Here is a 19,632-nt window from a genome sequence, read left to right as displayed (position 1 = left end):
GTTGTAAAAAAAACGGGCGCCCGGCTTACCGGAGCGCCCGTTTTTCTTGTGCAGGCGCTTACTGCCGCGACGGGAAGATCCCCTGCACGCAGATAATGTAGTTCATTCCCAGCGAAGGCTGCATCACGCTGGCATTGGCACTGGTCGTCACCGGCGCCGCGAAGGCCGCGCCGCTGCCCGTGTTCTCGCCGGTGCTGGTCTCGACCTGGCCACCGACCTTGGTGGTGACGCTGCCGGCATTGAGCGCCACGCCGGTGGTGGCGCCATTGCCGACATAGATCGCCGCCGAGCCCGGGCCGCCGCCGGTGGTGCCCAGCGCCGCGCCTTCGCTCGGCGCGGCCGCGCCCGGGCCGGACGAGGTGGCGTGCAGGGTCGAGGTGGCGCTCAAGCTGTCGCCGCTGATGCTCACCGGGTGGCTGTGCTTGGGCAGGTGGGCCGCGTCGATGGCCACCATCGCGTTGCCGCTGGCGGTGACGGTGGTGCTGTTGGCGCCCATCATGTCGCCCTGGTTCACCGGGCTCAGTCCCGCGCCCTGGCCCATGCCCACCAGCGTGCGCCCGCGCAGGTCGGGCAGGGCGAAGGTGGTCTGGCCGTTGCCGCCGTAGGTGGTGCCGAGAATGGCGAACAGCGCGTTGTTCTGCGCGATCGACAGGATCTGGCCCTGGCACAGCATCCAGCCCGGCGGGGCGAAGTTGAAGGCGACGGGCATGATCATTCCGAGAAAAGCTTCCATGTGAATCCCCTTTGTTGGTGGTGTCGTGATGCGACGAAGACGGCCTGCGGGCGGCCGTGAAACCGGCGGTAGCGGTGCCGGAGCGCCGTGAGGCTCGCACGGTTCGGATGTAACGCATGTCGCGCGGCAGGTACACGAAAGCGGATTTTTATGCCCAATTGATTTCGGTCAAGCAATAGCGCAACAGCAATTGCTCGGCCCCGGCGTTTGCTGAATCATCGCTTGGTTGCAATGCGTGCACGCCCGTGCGCGCGACATCCTTTGCACAACCAAGGAAGACAAGCATGGCGTCCAATCTCCCCACGACAGAATCCATCGCTTCCGTCACGGTCAGCTTCGAGAATTTCGGCGATTTCGCGAACGACGGCGACGAGAACGACGCGGCGCAGAATGCGGTCTACCGCGTCAATGGCGATCCCGCCTACCAGCTGGTCATCGATGGCGCGACGACCGGCACCGTTGCCTACGAGGGTTACGATGCCGTCTTTGCCGCTTCGTATGCGCTGGAGGACGCCATCACCTTGTCGTTCGCAACGGGGCAGGTGTTCACGCCGGGCGTCATCATGCTGTCGAACTACGCGACCAGCCAGGAAGATCAGACGGTGGTCATCAAGGGCTATAACGCGGCCAACCAGCAGATAGGCGCGACCGTCACCCACTCCCTTGCGAACAACTATTTTGGCGACGTGCCGATCGACGCGATTGCGCTTCCCGGCATGACCGCCATCACCCGGCTGGTGATCACGGCCACCACGCTGAACGGCAAGATCGAGTACCTGATGATCGACGATATCTCGATGACCAACATCCAGCCGCCCGCCCCGGCCATCGTTTCGGTTTCGTCCAGCACGCCTAACGGCAGCTACAACGCCGGCGATGTGATCCTGCTGACGGTAAGCTTCGACCGGACGGTGGATGTTGATACCGCCGGAGGGCTGCCCACGCTGCAGCTGGAAACGGGCAGCAGCGACCACTTGGCCACGTATGCGGGCGGCAGCGGCACGATGACCCTGAGCTTCAGCTATACGGTGCAAGCAGGCGACACCAGCGCCGACCTGAATTACCTCGGCACCGGTGCGTTGGCACTGAACGGCGCCACCATCCGGGCGGCGGACAGCGGCGCCGGTGCGGACCTGACCTTGCCCGTCCCAGGTGCAGCCGGCTCGCTCGGCGCCAACAAGGCGATCGTGCTCGATACCGCCGGGCCCACGCTTGCCATCACCAGCGACAAGGCAGCCCTGAAGGTAGGCGAAACGGCGACGATCACCTTCACCTTCAGCGAAAACCCCGGCGTGAGTTTCAACGCCGCGGATCTGGTCGTGACCGGCGGCACGCTGGGCTCCCTCAGCGGCAGCGGCCTGACCCGCAGCGCCACCTTTACTCCGACGGCGAACACCAACGGGGGGAGCGCCAGCATCACCGTTGCCGCAGGCAGCTACACCGATGCGGCGGGCAATCCCGGCGGCGCCGGAATCAGCCCTGCACTGAACTTCGACACCCTGGCGCCGCTGCTTTCCATCAGCAGCGACACGCCCACGCTCAAGGCGGGGCAAACCGCCGCCATCACCTTTACCTTCAGCGAAGACCCGGGCGCGAGCTTCACCCTGGCCGACGTGACGGTCAGCGGCGGCAGCCTCGGGCCGCTGGCGGGCAGCGGCACCACGCGCAGCGCCACCTTCGCGCCGGCCGCCGGCGTCAACAACGGCACGGCCAGTATCAGCGTCGCCGCCGGGGCCTATGTGGATGCGGGCGGCAATGCGGGCGCTGCCGGCGCGTCACCCGCGCTGAGCTTCGACACCCTGGCTCCCGGGGCGCCCGCCGTGCCCGACCTGGCCGCCGCCAACGACAGCGGCAGCTCGGCCACCGACAACCTCACCAGGGACACGGCGCTGACCATCCGCGGCGCCGCAGGCAGCGCCGAAGCCGGCGCCACCATCCGGCTGTACCACGGCGCCACGCTGATCGCGACCACCTCCGCCGCCGGCGACGGACGCTGGTCGGCCGACAGCATCTTCCTGGCCGAGGGCGTCCACGCGATCACCGCGACGGCGACCGATGCCGCCGGCAATGCCGGCGCGGCGTCCGGCGCCCTGAGCATCACCATCGACCGCACGGCGCCGCCGCCGCCGGGCGTGCCCGACCTGGCCGAGGGCAGCGACAGCGGCAGTTCCGGCAGCGACGACTTGACCAGCGTGAACACGCCGGTCTTCACCGGCGCCGCAGGCAGTGCGCCAGCCGGCGCCACCGTCAGCCTGTACGACACCGACGGCAGCACCGTCATCGGCAGCACGACGGCGGGCGGCGACGGCAGCTGGTCGGTCATCGCCGGTGCGCTGTCCGAGGGCGCGCACACGATCACGGCCAGGGCGCTGGACGCGGCCGGCAACCTGGGCGCCGCGTCGGCCGGCCTGGCGCTGACGATCGACCGCAGCGCCCCGGCCACGCTGGTCGCCGGCGCCGCATTCTCGGACGACAGCGGCGCGTCAAACGCCGACCTGGTCACCGCGACCGCCGCCCAAACCATTTCCGGCAGCTTGAGCGCCGCCCTGGGCGCGGGCGAGCGGGTCGACGTCTCGACCGACGATGGCGCCACCTGGCGGCTTGCAACGGCGGCCGCAGGCGGCGCGACCTGGACGCTGGCCACAACCCTGCTTGCCAGCGACACGCTGAGCGTGCGCGTGGTCGATGCCGCCGGCAATGCCGGCGCGGTGTTCGCCTGCGCCTACGTGTTCGATACGGCCGCGCCGACCGCGCCTTCCAGCCCGGACCTGGCCGGCGCCTCGGATACCGGCATCTCCGCCAGCGACGACGTCACCGGGGACACCACGCCCACCTTCACCGGCAGCGCCGAAAGCGGCGTCCGGGTCACCCTGTACGACGGCGCGACCGTGATCGGCGCGGCGTTCTCCACGGGCGGCGCCTGGAGCATCACCAGCAGCGCACTGGCCCAGGGCAGCCACACCATTACCGCGCGTGCGGTGGACGCGGCCGGGAATGAAAGCGCGGCATCGACCGCGCTCGGCCTGTTCGTCGAAACCGGCTCGCCCACGACCGCCGCCGCCAGCGTCGCCCTGTCGAACGATACCGGGCTCTCCGGCGCCGACCTCGTCACCAACACCGCCGTCCAGACCATTTCCGGCACCCTCGACGCCAACCTGGCGGCGGGCGAGCGGGTCGAGGTCTCGCTCGACGGGGGAATGAACTGGCTGCTTGCCAGCGCCGCCGCCGGCGCCAGCACCTGGTCGCTGCCGGCCACGCTGGCCGCCGGCGTGCACACGCTGCAGGTGCGCGTGGCGAACGCCGTCGACAATGCCGGCCCGCTGCTGCAGCGCACCGTCACCCTGGACACCACGGCGCCGGCCGTGACGATCGCCAGCGACCTCGCCCAGCTCAAGGCGGGCGAGCGCGCCACCATCACCTTCAGCTTCAGCGAAGACCCGGGCGGCAGCTTCGCCTGGGACGGCAGCGCCGGCGACCTGTTGGTGTCCGGCGGCACGCTGGGCGCGATCTCGGGCGCCGGGCTGACCCGTACTGCGCTGTTCACGCCCAGCGCCGCCACCAACGGCGGCAGCGCGGCGATCACGGTCGGCGCCAGTTACACCGACCTGGCCGCCAACCTCGGGACGGGCGCCGCCCTGCCTGCGCTGCCCTTCGACACGCTGGCGCCGGCCGCCCCTTCCGCACCAGGCTTGCTGTCCGCCAGCGACAGCGGCCGTTCGAACACCGACTGCGTGACGAACGACGCCACCCCGACCTTCACCGGCACCGCCGAACAGGGCGCCACCGTCACCCTCTATGACAGCAGCGGCGCGGCCATCGGCACCGGGCTGGCCGGCATGTCAGACGGCGCCTGGTCGATCACGGCGGCGGCGCTGGCGCCGGGTGCGCATACCGTTACCGCGCGCGCGGTCGATGCCGCCGGCAATGCGGGCGCCGCCAGCACCGGCCTGGCCGTCATCATCGACACCGCGGCGCCGACCCTGGCCATTACCAGCAGCGCGCCGGCGCTGCGCATCGGCCAGACCGCCACCATCACCTTCACCTTCAGCGAAGACCCCGGCGCCGGCTTCGATGCAGCCGATATCGCCGTCAGCGGCGGCACGCTCGGTGCGCTGACGGGTACGGGTCTGATTCGCAGCGCCGTGTTCACGCCGAACGCGGGCATCGATGGCGGCGCAGCATCCATCGGCGTCGCGGCCGGGTCCTATGCCGACCTGGCCGGCAACGATGGCGCCGCCGGCCTGCTGGCGGCACTCCATGTCGACACGCTGGCCCCATCCGCACCCGGGACGCCGGCGCTGGCAGCAAGCAGCGACACGGGGGCCGCCGGCGACGGCATCACCGGCGCCACCAGCCCGCTCGTCGAAGGCACGGCCGCCGCGCATGCCCAGGTGACCCTGTATGCCGGCGCCACCGTGGCCGGCAGCGCCACGGCGGATGCGGCGGGCAACTGGCGCATCGCCACAGCGCTGGGCGACGGCAGCCATACGCTCACCGCGACCCAGCGCGATGCGGCGGGCAACGTATCGGCCGCAAGCGGCGCCTTTATCTTGCGCATCGACGCGCCGCCGGCGCCGGACCCGCTGGTCGACGGCGTATCGGTCCGCCAGCAGCCGGTGCTGCTGCCCGGCGGGATGCTCGGCACTTCGGTGCAGGTACCGGTGGTCACCGGCAGCCGGATGGAATCGAGCGGTCGCGCGGACGTGGCGGACATTCCGCTGGCAAGCGAAGGCAATGCCACGCTGCTACTGGCGCAGCTGGCGCCCGGCTTCGGCCTGCAAGCCAGCGGCGCCAGCGTCACCGGCAAGTCGCTGGAATCGCTGGTCAGCGCAATCAAGGCGGCAACGCCGGCCCATGCGCCGGCCGAGCAGGGCCACCTGACCGGCAACGGGCTGACCTTCCTGGCCGGACTGGCGCCGGCCGAATCGCTGCTGGTGCAGACGGTGGCGCCGGTCAGCATGGCGGCGCCGGCCGGCAACCTGACCCTTGCCGGCGCGCCGGCGGCGCAAGGGCGCAGCGTGGCGCTGGTGATCGACACGAGCGGGCTGGCCGGCGGCGGCACGATCGAATTGCGCGACGTCGATTTCGCCGCGGTGGTGGGCAATGCCGACATCCTGGCGCGCGGCAATCCGGTCCTGGTAGGCGACGGCGCCCACCAGCGCTTCACCGTGGAGGCGGGTAGCCGGGCCACCGTGTTCGCGGGCGGCGGCGCCGACACGCTCGGCTTCGGCATACCCGCCAGCCCTGCCGCAAGCGAACAGCGCGCGCTGGCGCTGCCGGCGAGCGGCGTCGCGACCCTGCACGGCGGCCATGGCATCGACACCGCCATCTTCCTGGGGGCGCGCGGCGACTACGACATCGCCTGGCATCACGGGCATGTGGTGGTGTCCAGCAAAGCGAACCCGGCGGCCGGCGCCATGCTGGTCAATGTCGAGATGCTGCGCTTTGCCGACGGCGGCGTCGCGGTAGGACATGCCGAGAACATCGGCGAGCTGGAAACCCTGGCCGGCATGTACCAGTCCGTGCTCGGGCGCCAGGCCGACTTGCAGGGCTTCGAATACTGGGCCGATGCATTGGGCGCCGGCGCCAGCTGGGGCGCGGTCGCGCTGCGCATGATCGACTCGAGCGAACACAGTGCTTCGGCCGGCGGTTTCAATGGCCAGGCCGGCCACGATATCGCCCTGCTGTATGCGGCGCTCTTCAACCGCGAGGCCGATGCCGGCGGGCTGGCCTACTGGCAGCAGGAGATGGCGCACGGCGTCACGCTCGAGCAGGTCGCGATCGAGCTGCTGGAATCGGTCGAGATGGTGGGGCAGCGGCGCGCGGCGTTCGACTGGGACTTCAGCCTGTAATGCCCGGCCTCGCATGAAAAACGGGCGCCGCGGCGCCCGTTTTTCGTTGCAGCCGGCCTTCCAGGCTAGCGCGCTGCCCCGGCGCCGATGTTCTTGTCCAGGAAGCGCTCGACGCGCTTCCAGAAATCGAAACGGGTTTCCGGTTGGGTCCAGCCGTGGCCTTCGTCCTGGTACACCACCCACTCGACCTGCTTGTTGTGGGTCTTGACCGCGTCGTGGAACTTGTTGCCGTGGTAGAGCGGCACGCGGCGGTCCACCGCGCCATATGCCATCAGGAGCGGCTGGGTGATGCGCGCTGCCTGCTCGACCGGCGAGGTGGCCTTGAACTGGGCCGCGTCCTTGACCGGGTCGCCGATCAGTACCGGCATGCCATGCTTCTTCCAGTCCTCGCTCAGATCGGAATCGAAGCTCCAGTGCCCGTTGAACAGCAGGTTGATGTCGGTGGCCCCGACCCAGTTGATGCCGCACTTGTAGAGGTCCGGGTCGTTCACTAGGCCCATCAGCGTGGCGTAGCCGCCGTAGCTGGCGCCGGCGATGCAGATGCGCTTGGGATCGGCGACGCCCTGCGCGATGGCCCAGCGGGTGGCGTCCGCGATATCGTTCTGCATCGCCAGTCCCCATTGCTTCCAGCCGGCCCGGTAGTGCGCCTCGCCATAGCCGGTGCTGCCGCGGAAGTCCGGTTCCAGCACGGCATAGCCGCGCGAGGCCAGGAACTGGGTATCGGCGTCCCAGCCCCAGTGGTTGCCGCGGACATAAGGCCCGCCGTGCACCAGCACCACCAGCGGCAGGTTCTTGCCCGCATTGGCCGGCACCGTCAGCAGGGCGGGAATCTCGCGGCCGTCGCGCGCCTTGTAGCGCACCGGGTCCTGGCGGCCCATCTGGCGCGCATCGATCCCTTCGCGGCTCTTGCCGACCGCATTGAGTGCGCCGGTCTTCGGGTTGTACAGGTTGTAGAAAAGCGGCTTCACGTCCGAGTACGAAGCGACCAGCATCCACGCGGCCTCCGGCCGCGAGGCCGGCGAAATCAGGTTGACGGTCCCCGGCAGCAGCTTGTCCACGGCCTGCTGGACCGCCTGCATGTCCTTGTCGAACCAGATGTGGGCGGCGGCATCGGTCTCGACCGAGACGCCGAGCAGCTTGCCGCGCTGGCTGATCAGGCGGCCGCTGAAATCGTAGCCGGGCGTGACCACCACCGGCTCAGGCCTGACCTTGCCGGTGGCCAGGTCGAGCGTGTGCAGCGAATCGGTGTCGGCGCCGTTGCCGGTGCTGACGTACAGCGTGCCGTCGCTGCCGAAACCGACCGGCGAGAACGCGCCCGGGCTGCCGGTATAAGTGGGGAACTGCGCGAGCGTGCGCCAATTGCCGCCTTCGCCCTCGCGCAGATACATGGTAGTGGTGCCGCCTTCGGAATTGGTGGCCAGGCGCGGCTCGCCGGCGTTGTCGAGCATCCAGCTGTCGATCGGTCCCGGACGCTGCACCGTCACGTAGCGGCCGGTGACGGTGTCGAGGTGCAGCAGGTTCGAGGTGCGCACTTCGCCATTGTGGTCGAATTCCACGCTGCTCACGTAGACCTTGTCGTATTCCTGGGCGCCGCGCTGGCCGAGCATGAAGGTATGCCAGGGCAGGATACGGCGGTCGATATTGGAGCCGCCTTCGACCACGAACTCGTTGCCGCGGCGGTTGGCCAGCTGGCGCAGGCCTTCGCCGTCGCGGTTGACCGCATACAGGCCGCTGGCCAGGTAGTTCCCGCCCGGGCCGATCTTCTTGTCGGTGACGTTGAACAGCAGGCGCTGGTCGTTCACCCACTGGAACTGCAGGATGTCGACGTCCTTGTAGCCGGCGACGAGCTTGCCCTTGTTTTCCACCAGGTCGATCACGACCAGCATGTCGCGTCGCCCGGGCGCGCCCGAGAGCGCGGCCAGGTAGCGGCCGCTCGGCGAGAGCAGGGCACGCTCGAGCAGGGGGTTGGAGAAGAAGGCTTCGACCGGCGGCGGCGCGGTCTGGGCTTGCAATGGCGCGGCGAAGGCGGTGCTCAGCGCTGCTGCGAACAGGACGCGGGCGCACAGGACAGGAAGTGTGGACATGATGGTTTTGTCGAAGCGATTGGTCATTGTTTGCCTGCGCCGGCGCCGATATGCTTGTCCAGGAAGCGCTCGACGCGTCCCCAGAAATCGACGTTGTTCTTGGTCAGCGACCAGCCGTGGCCTTCTTCCGGATACTCGACCCATTCGACGTTCGGGTTGGTTTTCATGACGGCGTCGCGGAACCTGGTACCGTGGGTGATCGGCACGCGCCGGTCCACACCGCCATAGGCCAGCAGCACCGGCTGGGTGATGCGGCTGGCCTGCTCGATCGGCGAGGTGGCCTTGAGCTGGGCGGCATCCTTGACCTGGTCGCCGACCAACTCCGGCATGCCGTAGGATTTCCATTCTTTCGAGAGGTCGCTGTCGAAATTCTAGCCGCTGTCATACATCAGGTTGATGTCGGTAACGCCCACCCAGTTCACGCCGCACTTGTACAGGCCGGGATCGTTCACCAGGCCCATCAGGGTCGCGTAGCCGCCATAGCTGGCGCCGGCGATGCAGACCCGATTGGCGTCGACGATGCCTTTCCCGGTGGCCCAGCGCACGCCGTCGGCGATGTCGTTCTGCATCGCCAGGCCCCATTGCTTGAAGCCCGACTGGTAATGCTTCACGCCGAAGCCGGTGCTGCCCCGGAATTCCGGCTCGAGCACGGCATAGCCGCGCGATGCCAGGAACTGCGACTGAGGGTGCCATTTCCACGAACCGCCGCGTACGTAAGGGCCGCCGTGCACCAGCACCACCATCGGCAGCCCGGTCTTCTTGCCGCCAGGCGGAAGCGTCAGCAGCGCCGGGATCTCCAGGCCGTCGCGCGCCTTGTAGCGTACGAACTGCTGGCGTCCCATCTGCGCCGGATTGATGGCCGGGCGCACATCGGCGACCTTGTTGAGCATGCCCGTCTGGGTGTTGTAGAGCGAATAGCTGCCCGGATGGACATCCGAGTAGGCATACACCAGTACCCAGGGCGACGCCGCCTGGGCTGGCACCGAAATCAGGTTGACGGTGGCCGGCAGCAGTGTGTCCACCGCCTGCTGGACTGCTTTCATGGCCGGATCGAACCACTCGTTCGATGTCGCGTCGGTGGTGAAGCGTGCGCCGAGCACCTTGTCGCGGTTGGTCACCAGGCCGCCGTCGAAGTCATAGCCGGTGGTGACCAGCACCGGTTCCGGATTGATCTTGCCGGTGGCGATGTCGAACAAATGCAGCGAGGTGGTGTCGCGCCCGCCGCTGAAGGCCAGCACGAACAGGTTGCCGTCCGGAGCGAATCCGACCGGCTGGAACTCCTTGCTGCCGTCGCCGTATGCCGGGAAGCTGGCAAGCACGCGCCATGCACCGCTTGCCGGTTCGCGGTAATGCATGGTGACGGTGTCGCGCTCCATCGACCAGGTCAGGCGCGGCTGGCCCTTGTGGTCGAGCGTCCAGCCGCGCACGTTACCAGCCGGGCGCGGCACCACCTGGGTGAAGCCGGTCAGGGTGTTCAGGCGCAGCAGGTCGACGTTGCGCACCTCGTTCGCGGTATCGAAATTGATGCTGGTGACGTACACGTATTCCGAATCCTGCGCGCCGGCCTGGCTGTGCATGAAGGTATGCCAGGGCAGGATCTTGCGCACGGTGCGCCGTCCGAGCGACGAATTACTGCCGGTGCGGTCGGCCAGTTCCACGAATTTCTCGCCGTCGCGGTTGACCGCGTACAGGCCGGGCGCATAGCGCAGGTTGCCCTGGCCGACGCCCTTTTCGCGCGTGTCGAACAGCAGCCGCTCGTTGCTGATCCACTGGAAGTCGTCGATGTCGGCGTCGTTGTACGAGGCCACCACCTTGGCGCTGTTGGCCTGCAGGTCCACCACCACCAGCGCATCGCGCCGGCCGGGGGCGCCGGAGCGCGCGGCCAGGAAGCGCGCGTCGGGCGAGAGCTTGGCGCCGCTGATCGGGGCGCTGGCGAAGAAGCTGGCGATGGGCGGCAGCGCGGCCGCGGCCGGCGTTTGCGCCTGCACGCCGGGCAGGGTGCATGCGAGGGCGGCGGCAAGCGCAGCGCTGCGCAGTGCACGGGAACGGAAAAACGTCATGTTGGCTCTTGAAATGGTGGGAGGCGCCCGGGAAGGCATCCCAACAATAACAGTCTTGCGGGGCCAGCAAAACCCTAGGGGCCACATCCATGCCGCATGCATACGCACTGTCGCGCCGGCGCAATCACGCGCCGTTCGGCGGGTCCTGTTCCGGCGCGCGGATGTAGTCGACCATGCCGATGCTGGTGCGGCTCGGCGGCGCGCTGAGCAGGCTGCCTGCCACCGTGGCCAGCAGGCCGCCCGGCACGCCGAACACGCCCGCGGCCAGCGGCTGGATGCCGAACCAGGCGTCGTCCACGCTGCCGCCCAGCGTCGGGCTGGCGCGCAGCATGTACCAGAGGCAGATGGCGAAACCGGTCACCATGCCGGCGATCGCGCCCGTGTGGTTGGCGCGCTTCCAGAACACACCCAGCACCAGCACCGGGAACAGCGTGGAACCGGCCAGTGAAAAGGCCGCTCCCACCAGCGACAGGATGTCGGCCGGCCGTTGCGATGCCGCATAGGCGGCAATGAAGGCCACCCCCAGCAGCAGCAGCTTGGAGATCGTGACCCGCTTCTGGGTCGAGGCGCCCGGGTCGACCATCTTGTAGTAGACGTCGTGCGAGAGCGCGTTGGAAATCGCCAGCAGCAGGCCGTCGGCCGTGGACAAGGCCGCCGCCAGCCCACCCGCCGCCACCAGCCCCGAGATCACATAGGGCAGGCCGCCGATCTCGGGAGTGGCCAGCACCAGCACGTCGGCATCGATCGCGAATTCGGCCAGCTGCACGATGCCGTCGCCGTTGATGTCCGCCACCTTGACGAGGGGGCTGAGCTTGTCGATGTTGGCCCAGTACGAGATCCAGGTCGGCAGGGCGGAAAAGTCGCTCCCCACCAGCGAGGTGTACAGGTCGTATTTCACCAGCACCGCCAGCGCCGGAATGGTCAGGTAGATCAGCAGGATGAAGAACAGGGTCCAGAATATCGACACGCGGGTCTCGTGCACCGAGGGCGTGGTGTAGGCCCGCATCAAAATATGGGGCAGGGCGGCGGTGCCGAACATCAGGCAGAACACCACCGCCAAAAAATTGTTGCGGCGATTGTCCGACTCGGCTTCGGTGGCGCCCGGGAAGGGCGTGGCGTGCGGCGCGGGCGCGCGCGCGCGCGCCAGGTTGGCTTCGCGCAGCGCCAGCCATATCGTGCGCGCCTCGTCGGGCGAGCCCGGATAGGTAGCGAGCGTGCGCTCGGCCTGGCGCACCTCGCCCAGCGAGGCATTGCTGGCGCGGACCGCGCGCAGGGCGCGTTGCGCTTCGAGCTTGCCGGCTTCCCACGATGCCGGCAGGGCCTTCAGGCGCGCATCGAACTCGCCGGCGCGGCGCTGGAATTCCGCGCGCACCTCCAGTTCGCGCGGGTCCCGCGCCAGCTGCTGCTCGCGCGCCGCCAGCTTGGGCAGGAGCGAGCCGTAGGCCACCTGCGGCACCGGATTGTCCGCATGCTTGGCCGACAGCCAGATGGTCGGGATCAGGAAAGCGACCAGCAGGATGATGTACTGGGCCACCTGGGTCCAGGTGATGCCGCGCATCCCGCCCAGGAAGGAGCACACCAGGATGCTGGCCAGGCCCAGGAAGATCCCGACCGAGAAGTCGACGCCGGTGAAGCGCGAGGCGATCAGCCCGACCGCGTAGATCTGCGCCACGACGTAGGTGAACGACACCAGGATGGTGGCGCCGACGGCAAGGGCGCGCACCGTCCCGCCGCGCCCGCCCGCGCCGCCGCCATAGCGCGCCGCCAGGAAATCCGGAATGGTGTACTGCGCGAACTTGCGCAGGTAAGGCGCGATGAGCAGGGCCACCAGCACATAGCCTCCGGTCCAGCCCATGATGTAGGCCAGGCTGTCGAAGCCGTGCAGGTACAGGCCGCCGGCCAGGCTGATGAAGCTGGCCGCCGAGATCCAGTCGGCGGCCGTGGCCATGCCGTTGAACAGGGCCGGCACGCGCCTGCCGGCCACGTAGTATTCGGTGACGTTCGAAGTGCGCGCCACCACGCCGATGGTGGCGTACAGCGCGATGGTGGCGAACATGAAGATGTAGCCGATCCACAGGCGCGGCATGCCTTCCTGCTCGAGCAGGGCCAGCGAGGCCAGGAACAGTGCGAAGCAGCCGGTGTACCAGAGGTAGTAGCGCGACAGCTTGCGGAAATACGGCGGCTTCGGGTTGCTCATGCGCCCGCCTCCGGCAGGGCGTACAGCCGGTCGAGGCGGTGCATGCGCCAGGCGTACCAGGCGATGATGGCCAGCGACACCAGCGAGGCGCCTTGCGCGGCCATGTAGAACGACAGCGGCCAGCCGAACACGCTGAACTGCGCCAGCTCGCGCGCGAAATAGACGGTGCCGAAACCGGTGGCCAGCCACAGGACCAGCAGTACGGCGGTCAGGCGCCGGGTGCGCTCCCAGTGCGCGGCGCGGGCCGCCATCAGGCGCTGGTGGCGCGCGGCCGCGTCGGCCGGCGAGGCGGGAGGGCTAGGGGGCTTGGTCGGCATCGGCGGCGTCGGCGTGGTGCTGCGGTGGCGGGAAGGTCAGGCGGAACAGGCTCCCGGGGTGCTTCCTGGAGTCGCTGCGTGGATTGTTGAAGATGTCGACTTCGGCGCCGTGCTGCTGGGCGATCTCGCGCACGATCGCCAGCCCCAGGCCGCTGCCCTGCACATTGCTGCCGAGGATGCGGTAGAAGCGCTGGAACACGTTGGCGCGCTCGGAGGGCGCGATGCCGGGGCCGGTGTCCTCGACTTCAAGCAGCACGTGCTCGCCGTCGCGCCGCACGCGCACCGTCACGCTGCCGCCCTGCGGCGTGTAGCGCAGCGCATTGTCGATCAGGTTCGACAGCAGCTCGCGCAGCATGAGCGCATTGCCGGCGATGACGGGCGGCTCCGCGGGTGGCTGGTCCGGCAGCTCGAGGCCGAAGTCGATCCGGTGCGCGAACGACGCCTGCACCCAGTCCTGCACGACGGCGCGCGCCAGCTGCGCCAGGTCGATCGCCTCGAAGGCCAGGCCCGCATGCGGCTGGTTCTCGGCGCGCGCCAGCGCCAGCAGCTGGTTGACCAGGCGCGTGGCCGATTCCGAACTCTTGGCCAGCTGCTCGAGCGAGCGGTGGATTTCCTCCGGGTCGACCTGGCGCAGGGCCAGCTCGGACTGCATGCGCATGCCGGCCAGCGGGGTCTTCATCTGGTGCGCGGCGTCGGCGATGAAGCGCTTCTGCATCTCGACGGTCTGGGCCAGGCGCTCGAGCATGTCGTTGAAGGAACCCACCAGCGGCGAGATCTCTTCCGGCACCTGGCGCGGGTCGATCGGCGACAGATCGTCGTGGGGCCGCGCGCGGATGCGCTCCTGCAGCTCGGCCAGCGGCGTCAGGCCGCGCGACAGCGCGAACCAGACCAGGGCCAGGATCACCGGCAGGATGATGAACTGCGGCAGGATCACGCCCTTGATGATCTCGTTGGCCAGGTGGGCGCGCTTGTCGAGCGTCTCGGCCACCTGCACCAGGGCCAGGTCGGGCGCTGCGCGGCCCGCGTCCTCGCCGCGCAGCGGGTCCAGGTGCACGTAGGAATAGGCCACGCGCAGCGGCGTGCCGTGGATACTGTCGTTGCGGAAGCTCACGGCGCCGCTGCGGCTGCCGTCGGCCGCGGCGCCGGCCGTGCTGGCGCGCGGGCGCGGCAGGTCGCGGTCGCCGTCGATGTGCAGGCCGTCGGGCCCGCTGATCTGGAAGTAGACGCTGTCGACATCGTCGGCGCGCAGCACGTCGCGCGCACTGGCCGGCAGCTGCACGCTGGGGCGCCCGGCCACGGTGCGGATCTGCTGCGACAGCACGGTGACGCGGTCTTCCAGCGCGTCGTCGAAAGGCTGGTTGGCGATCGACTTTGCCACCAGGTAGGTGATCGCGATGCTCATCGGCCACAGCAGCAGGAGCGGGGCCAGCATCCAGTCGAGGATCTCGCCGAACAGCGAGTGCCGGATGTTCTCGTCCGGTTCGGGATTGGGTGGAATGTAGGGCTGCTCGGGCGCCCAGGGAGCGGGCGCGGCCTCGAACCCGGTGTGGCGCTCGCTCACTTCTCGGCGGATTTGCTGTCGGCGGTGGCGCGCGGGGCGTCGGAGTACTTTTCCAGGCAATAGCCCAGGCCGCGCACGGTGGCGATGCGCACGCCGCCGACCTCGATCTTCTTGCGCAGGCGGTGCACATAGACTTCGATGGCGTTGTTCGACACTTCCTCGCCCCATTCGCACAGGTGGTCGACCAGCTGTTCCTTGGAAACCAGGCGCCCGGTACGCGCCAGCAGCACTTCCAGCAGGCCCAGCTCGCGCGCCGACAGGTCGAGCATCTGCTCGTTGATATAGGCGCTGCGGCCGACCTGGTCGTAGACCAGCGGGCCGTGACGCACCACGGCCGGGCCGCCGCCGGCGCCGCGGCGGGTGAGGGCGCGCACGCGGGCCTCGAGCTCGGACAGGGCGAAAGGCTTGGCCATGTAGTCGTCGGCGCCCAGGTCGAGGCCTTCGACGCGCTGCTCGACCGAATCGGCCGCGGTGAGGATCAGCACCGGGAGCAGCGAGGAACGCGCGCGCAGGCGGCGCAGCACTTCGAGGCCGGACAGCTTGGGCAGGCCGAGGTCGAGGATGAGCAGGTCGAATTCCTGGGTGGACAGCGCGGTGTCGGCGTCTTCGCCGTTCTTGACGCAGTCGATGGCATAGCCGGACTGGCGCAGCGAGCGCGTGAGTCCGTCGGCAAGTACGCTATCATCTTCGGCGAGCAGAATTCGCATGGGAGCACCTGGTAAACGTTAGACTTTCGACAGGGCCTATTGTGTTTGATTTATCGCAACAATGCGAGCCTCCTCTTCACAACACCGCCATTTTTTCGCTTGCACAAACTACTGGATTTATATACAGTACTGACTTGAATTCATGTTTGAGAACCACTGGAATTTTATACAGTAGTGACCTTGATTTGCGCGGTAGCGACCCTACCTTGCCTACTCCACAGCTGAAAGTACACCATGGACGACAAAAAAACCGCAGTAAACGCCGCTGAAAAGGGCAAGGCGCTGGCCGCCGCCCTGGCGCAGATTGAAAAGCAGTTTGGCAAGGGTTCGGTCATGCGTATGGATGCCAATACGCCGGTCGAGGAAGTGCAGACTGTTTCCACCGGCTCGCTGGGCCTGGACATCGCGCTGGGCGTCGGTGGCCTGCCGCGTGGCCGTATCGTCGAGATCTACGGTCCTGAATCGTCGGGTAAAACCACCCTGACGCTGCAGACCATCGCGCAAATGCAAAAACTGGGCGGCACCTGCGCCTTCATCGACGCCGAGCACGCGCTCGACGTGGGCTATGCGCAAAAGCTCGGCATCAAGCTCGACGAACTGCTGATCTCGCAGCCGGATACCGGCGAGCAGGCCCTCGAAATCACCGACGCCCTGGTGCGTTCGGGTTCGGTCGACCTCGTGGTCATCGACTCGGTGGCGGCACTGACGCCGCGCGCCGAGATCGAAGGCGACATGGGCGACTCGCTCCCGGGCCTGCAGGCTCGCCTGATGTCGCAGGCGCTGCGCAAGCTCACCGGCTCGATCAACCGTACCAACACCCTGGTCATCTTCATCAACCAGATCCGTATGAAGATCGGCGTGATGTTCGGCAGCCCGGAAACCACGACCGGCGGTAACGCGCTGAAGTTCTACGCCTCCGTGCGCCTGGACATCCGCCGTACCGGTTCGATCAAGTCGGGTGACGAAGTGATCGGTAACGAAACCAAGGTCAAGGTTGTCAAGAACAAGATCGCGCCGCCGTTCAAGGAAGCGCACTTCGACATTCTTTATGGAGAAGGCACGTCGCGCGAAGGCGAAATCCTGGACCTCGGCGCCGACAACAAGATCGTCGAGAAGTCGGGCTCGTGGTACAGCTATAACGGCGAACGCATCGGACAGGGCAAGGACAACGCCCGCCAGTTCCTGCGCGATCGCCCTGCGCTGGCCCGCGAGATCGAAAACAAGGTCCGTACGGCCTTGGGCGTGCGCGAACTGCCGCCGGTCACCGCTGCTGTCGCTGCCGCCGAAGAAGCCGGCAGGGTGAAGCTGCAGGCGGTCGGCGAGTAATCGCCGGCGGTCTTCGCTAATCCTGCATGCCAGCACCCCAGCTCAGCCTCAAAGGGCGCGCGCTTCGCTACCTGTCGATGCGCGAGCACAGCCGGCTCGAGCTGGGACGCAAACTGGCCCGTTATGCCGAGGAGGGCGATGACGTGGAAGCCCTCCTGGATTTCCTTGAAAAGAACAACTGGCTGTCGCAGGAACGTTTCGCCGAATCGCTCATCAACCGGCGTGCGGCACGGTTCGGCAACAGCCGCGTGATGGCCGAGCTGAAAAGCCACGGCCTCAAGGGCGAAGCCCTGGACGAGCTCAAGGCCGGCCTGGCCGACACCGAAACGGCGCGCGCGACCGAAGTCTGGCAACGCAAGTTCGGCACCGTCGCGCTTGATGCGGCCGAGCGCGCCAAGCAGATGCGTTTCCTGCTGCAGCGCGGCTTTTCGCAGCGCGCCGCACGGGTGGCGATGCAGGGCGGACCGGACGACGACGAGTTCTGACGGGCGGGCGCTTGCCATCCTGGCAGCCTGGTCGTACGCGTTTGGATGGCGTGCAGAAGGACGGTCGTTCCTGTCGCTTGGCCTGCTTGTAGCCGCATCGTCCAGCCAGCACCTTCACTGTATTGTTAGGCCGCCTTTCCAGGTGAGCCGTTCCGGCGCCAGCGCGGAGCGTCATCCCCGATATGCTCCGGCATATTCCTCAACGGGCGATGGCGCTGCGCGCTGGCGCCGGTCTGCATTTTCCCGCAACGCCTGCGGCATCGATCTCCAAGCTGCTGCAACATTGCCCACTCTGCAAGAAACCCTGTCAAATCTGCCTTTCACCTCCCCAAAACGGCTTTGTTGCAGTGCAACCGATAACGCGCTGTGATAAACTTTTGTGGTTTAAGCAGCGCCGCATGAGCGGTTGTTGTCGTAGAAGCTACGGCAACGTGCATGACGCACACTGGCTGCACCACTAACGGCCGCGCAAGCGGCATTGGTTTTTATGCCCCTGTCTCTTCCCGTATCGCGCTCGCTCCGGCATACGCGCGCCATCACCGTCGAAGCCTATGCGCGCGATGATGGCCTGTGGGATCTGGACGCCAGCATCCGCGACGTCAAAACCCGTGACATTCCCCTCGCTTCCGGCACCCGTCCGGGCGGCCTGCCCGTGCACGACCTGAAACTGCGCGTGACCATCGACCGCGACCTGACCATCGTGGATGCCGAAGCCGCGTCCGATGCCGTCCCGTATCCCGGTTTCTGCGAGACGATCGGCCCTTCTTACAGGAAGCTGATCGGCCTGTCGCTGATGAACCACTTCCGGCTGCACCTGAAAGATCGCCTGTCCGGCGTGCTCGGCTGCACCCACCTGACCGAATTGGCCCAAGTGCTGCCTACCGCAGCGCTGCAAGCCTTTGCCGACGACGTGTTCGACACCCGCGGCGGCGCCGAGGCGCATGGCAGCACGCATTCGGCCGAACGGCCCTTCGAGCTCGACCGTTGTCATGCGCTGCGCAGCGACGGACCCGCCGTGGCCACCTACTATCCCCGCTGGTCGATCAAAGCCGTCGCGGGTTAGCATTCGCAGTTTTGTCATTTGTAGTTCAACCGTATTTCCAAATCAGTAATCAATAGAAGGGAAGCCAGCATGAAGATCCATGAGTATCAAGGCAAAGAGATCCTCCGAAAGTTCGGAGTGACCGTTCCGCGCGGCATTCCGTGCATGTCGGTCGACGAAGCGGTCAAGGCCGCCGAAGAACTGGGCGGTCCGGTCTGGGTTGTCAAGGCGCAGATCCATGCTGGCGGTCGCGGCAAGGGCGGCGGCGTCAAGGTTGCCAAGTCGCTGGAGCAGGTTCGCGAATACGCGGAACAGATCATGGGCATGCAGCTCATCACGCACCAGACCGGCCCTGAAGGCCAGAAAGTGCGTCGCCTGCTGGTCGAAGAAGGCGCCGACATCAAGAAGGAACTGTACGTCTCGATGGTCACCGACCGCATTTCGCAGCGCGTCGTGCTGATGGCCTCGTCGGAAGGCGGCATGGACATCGAAGAAGTCGCGCACAGCAACCCGGAAAAAATCCACTCGATCGCGATCGACCCATCGGTCGGCCTGACCGACGCGGAAGCCGACGAGATCTCGACCAAGATCGGCGTGCCTGCCGAATCGCTGGCCGACGCGCGCGTGCAACTGAAAGGCCTGTACAAGGCGTACTGGGAAACCGATGCGTCGCTGGCTGAAATCAACCCGCTGATCCTGACCGGTTCGGGCAAGGTCATCGCTCTCGACGCGAAGTTCAACTTCGACTCGAACGCGCTGTACCGCCAGCCGGAAATCGTCGCCTACCGCGACCTGGACGAAGAAGATCCAGCCGAAGTCGAAGCATCGAAGTTCGACCTCGCCTACATCTCGCTCGACGGCAACATCGGCTGCCTCGTGAACGGCGCCGGCCTGGCCATGGCCACCATGGACACCATCAAGCTGTTCGGCGGCGAGCCGGCCAACTTCCTGGACGTGGGCGGCGGTGCGACGGCTGAGAAAGTCACCGAAGCATTCAAGATCATGCTGAAGAACCCTGGCCTGAAAGCCATCCTGGTCAACATCTTCGGCGGCATCATGCGCTGCGACGTGATCGCCGAAGGCGTGATCACCGCATCGAAGGCCGTGTCGCTGCAGGTGCCGCTGGTTGTCCGCATGAAGGGCACCAACGAAGACCTGGGCAAGAAGATGCTGGTCGACTCCGGCCTGCCGATCATCGCTGCCGATACGATGGAAGATGCAGCCAAGGCCGTCGTCGCCGCTGCAGCTGGTCAAGCCTAATTAAGGAA

11 protein-coding genes and 1 pseudogene are annotated in these 19,632 nt (G+C 67.4%); 5 read left to right on the top strand and 7 right to left on the bottom strand.

All coding sequences use genetic code 11. The features are described 5' to 3' along the window. Positions 1–58: 58 nt before the first annotated feature. On the bottom strand, positions 59–733 hold the full coding sequence (locus tag AC3XQU_RS03100) for a phage tail protein (RefSeq protein ID WP_489872653.1): 675 nt from the start codon (positions 731–733) through the stop codon (positions 59–61). 284 nt (positions 734–1,017) lie between these two features. Here AC3XQU_RS03100 and AC3XQU_RS03095 point away from each other — a divergent pair, with 284 nt between their 5' ends. Continuing rightward, positions 1,018–6,585 (top strand): Ig-like domain-containing protein, encoded by a 5,568-nt coding sequence (locus AC3XQU_RS03095; RefSeq protein ID WP_489872652.1) that lies wholly within the window; start codon positions 1,018–1,020, stop codon positions 6,583–6,585. A 65-nt stretch (positions 6,586–6,650) separates the two neighbouring features. On the opposite strand, the gene AC3XQU_RS03090 is transcribed toward AC3XQU_RS03095, so the two are convergent. From AC3XQU_RS03090 to AC3XQU_RS03065, 6 genes and pseudogenes are all read right to left on the bottom strand, one after another. Next, positions 6,651–8,669, bottom strand: a complete 2,019-nt coding sequence (locus AC3XQU_RS03090; protein WP_489872651.1) for an alpha/beta hydrolase family protein — start codon at positions 8,667–8,669, stop codon at positions 6,651–6,653. Positions 8,670–8,692: 23 nt separating this feature from the next. Then, positions 8,693–10,246: pseudogene (locus tag AC3XQU_RS03085) on the bottom strand (alpha/beta hydrolase family protein). 607 nt (positions 10,247–10,853) lie between these two features. Beyond that, a complete protein-coding gene (locus AC3XQU_RS03080; RefSeq protein ID WP_489872650.1) occupies positions 10,854–12,926 on the bottom strand; it encodes a sodium:solute symporter family protein in 2,073 nt (690 codons plus the stop codon). After that, entirely contained in the window at positions 12,923–13,243 is a 321-nt protein-coding gene (locus AC3XQU_RS03075) for a DUF4212 domain-containing protein (protein WP_489872649.1), read from the bottom strand. The genes AC3XQU_RS03080 and AC3XQU_RS03075 overlap by 4 nt, the downstream gene beginning before the upstream one ends. Then, on the bottom strand, positions 13,224–14,804 hold the full coding sequence (locus tag AC3XQU_RS03070) for a sensor histidine kinase (RefSeq protein ID WP_489872648.1): 1,581 nt from the start codon (positions 14,802–14,804) through the stop codon (positions 13,224–13,226). The genes AC3XQU_RS03075 and AC3XQU_RS03070 overlap by 20 nt, the downstream gene beginning before the upstream one ends. Further along, on the bottom strand, positions 14,801–15,511 hold the full coding sequence (locus tag AC3XQU_RS03065) for a response regulator (protein ID WP_489872647.1): 711 nt from the start codon (positions 15,509–15,511) through the stop codon (positions 14,801–14,803). Before AC3XQU_RS03065 ends, AC3XQU_RS03070 begins: the two co-directional genes overlap by 4 nt. 234 nt (positions 15,512–15,745) lie before the next feature. Here AC3XQU_RS03065 and recA point away from each other — a divergent pair, with 234 nt between their 5' ends. The 4 genes from recA (at position 15,746) to sucC (ending at position 19,624) form a co-directional block, all read left to right on the top strand. After that, positions 15,746–16,837 carry a recombinase RecA gene (gene recA / locus AC3XQU_RS03060; protein ID WP_489872646.1) on the top strand — a complete coding sequence of 364 codons (1,092 nt, stop codon included), beginning with the start codon at positions 15,746–15,748 and terminating at the stop codon, positions 16,835–16,837. A gap of 26 nt (positions 16,838–16,863) precedes the next feature. Further along, entirely contained in the window at positions 16,864–17,322 is a 459-nt protein-coding gene (gene recX, locus AC3XQU_RS03055; protein WP_489872645.1) for a recombination regulator RecX, read from the top strand. Between the two features lie 487 nt (positions 17,323–17,809). After that, entirely contained in the window at positions 17,810–18,385 is a 576-nt protein-coding gene (locus AC3XQU_RS03050; protein WP_489872644.1) for a DUF2889 domain-containing protein, read from the top strand. Positions 18,386–18,454: 69 nt separating this feature from the next. Further along, a complete protein-coding gene (gene sucC, locus AC3XQU_RS03045; RefSeq protein ID WP_489872643.1) occupies positions 18,455–19,624 on the top strand; it encodes an ADP-forming succinate--CoA ligase subunit beta in 1,170 nt (389 codons plus the stop codon). Positions 19,625–19,632 lie beyond the last annotated feature (8 nt).

This window comes from Telluria sp. AZSoR62 (assembly GCF_058111565.1).
Note: the sequence above shows the minus strand (reverse complement) of the source record. Positions and strands in the feature narration are given on the sequence as shown.